Origin of the sequence: Microbacterium sp. ZW T2_14, from assembly GCF_044987405.1 — a bacterium.
Classification (GTDB): Bacteria; Actinomycetota; Actinomycetes; order Actinomycetales; family Microbacteriaceae; genus Microbacterium.
In genome coordinates, this window is the sequence record NZ_JBJDRK010000127.1 from 1 (window position 1) to 1,333 (window position 1,333).

A 1,333-nucleotide genomic window follows, 5' to 3' on the forward strand; every position below is an offset into this window, starting at 1 on the left:
GGAGAAGCATGACCGCCCGTCGTCTCATCCCGGCGCTCGCCGTCGCCGGCCTCGGCGCCCTCATCCTGTCCGGTTGCGTCGCGAAGAGCGAAGCCGCCTCATCCGACGTGCTGAGCGTGTCGTCGACGGCCTCCGGATGCGAGGTGTCGGGCGACGCTGCGAAGAGCGGGACGCTCAGCTTCGACGTGAGCAACGACGGCGACGAGGTCACCGAGTTCTACCTGCTCGCCGAGGACGGCCTGCGCATCGTCGGCGAGGTCGAGAACATCGCTCCCGGCGCATCGCGCACGCTGACGGTGGTCGCGCAGCCGGGCGACTACTTCACGGTGTGCAAGCCGGGCATGATCGGCGACGGCGTCGGCCGCGCCGCCTTCGCCGTGTCGGGCGACGCCGTCGAGCTCTCGGGCGAGGACGCCGAGCAGAAGGAGCAGGCGGTCGACCTCTACGCCGCCTTCGTCAAGGACCAGGTCGGGCAGCTGGTGCCCGCCGTCTCGGAGTTCGTCGCCGCGTACGAGTCGGGCGACGACGAGACCGCGCGTTCCCAGTTCGCCCTCGTGCGGGCCTCCTACGAGCGCATCGAACCCGTGGCCGAGGCGCTCGGCGATCTCGACCCGCGCATCGACTACCGCGAGGTCGACGCGGTCGCCGAAGGGCTGGACTGGACCGGGTTCCACCGCATCGAGAAGGACCTGTGGGTGCCGGCCGCCGACGCGCTGAACGCCGACGGCGCGACGCCGGCCTGGCAGGACTGGGCCCCGTCGACCGAGGCGGAGCGGGCGGCCTTCGGCGACCAGCTGATCGCCGACGTGCAGGAGCTGTACGACTACGTGCACTCCGACGAGTTCCAGGAGTCGCTCGACGCCCAGGGCATCGCCGGCATCTCCAACGGCGCCATCGCGCTCCTCGACGAGGTCGCCACGGGCAAGATCCAGGGCGAGGAGGACTGGTGGTCGGGCACCGACCTCTCGGACTTCGCCGCGAACGTCGAGGGCTCGAAGATGGCGTTCTCGCTGGTGCGCGATTTCGCCGTGGCGCAGGGTGACGACGGCGCGGCGCTCGCCGACGAGATCGACGCCGGCTACGTGGATCTCGAGGCCGCGCTCGCGCAGTACGGATCGCTCGACGGCGGCTTCGTGGTGTACACCGAGCTCACCGACGACGACAAGCGCGAGCTCACCGATCTGATCAACGCCCTGGCCGAGCCGCTCGCCCAGATCACGAACACCGTACTGGCGTAACGTGACCGACCCAGTGACCGCCCCCGCCGGCGCTCCCGCTCCGGCGGGGGCGCCGGCCGCGGGCGCCGGCCTCTCGCGGCGCGGCGTGCTCGGGC

At 71.6% G+C, this 1,333-nt stretch carries 1 protein-coding gene; it reads left to right on the forward strand.

Annotation, left to right across the window (positions count from 1 at the left end; translation table 11 throughout):
- Positions 1 to 8: 8 nt before the first annotated feature.
- Positions 9 to 1,238, forward strand: a complete 1,230-nt coding sequence (efeO, locus tag ACI3KY_RS20265; RefSeq protein ID WP_404931916.1) for an iron uptake system protein EfeO — start codon at positions 9 to 11, stop codon at positions 1,236 to 1,238.
- Positions 1,239 to 1,333 lie beyond the last annotated feature (95 nt).

Excerpts from the sequence above, each read along its gene's own strand:
- efeO (WP_404931916.1), top strand. The coding sequence starts at position 9 with ATGACCGCCCGTCGTCTCATCCCGGCGCTCGCCGTCGCCGGCCTCGGC.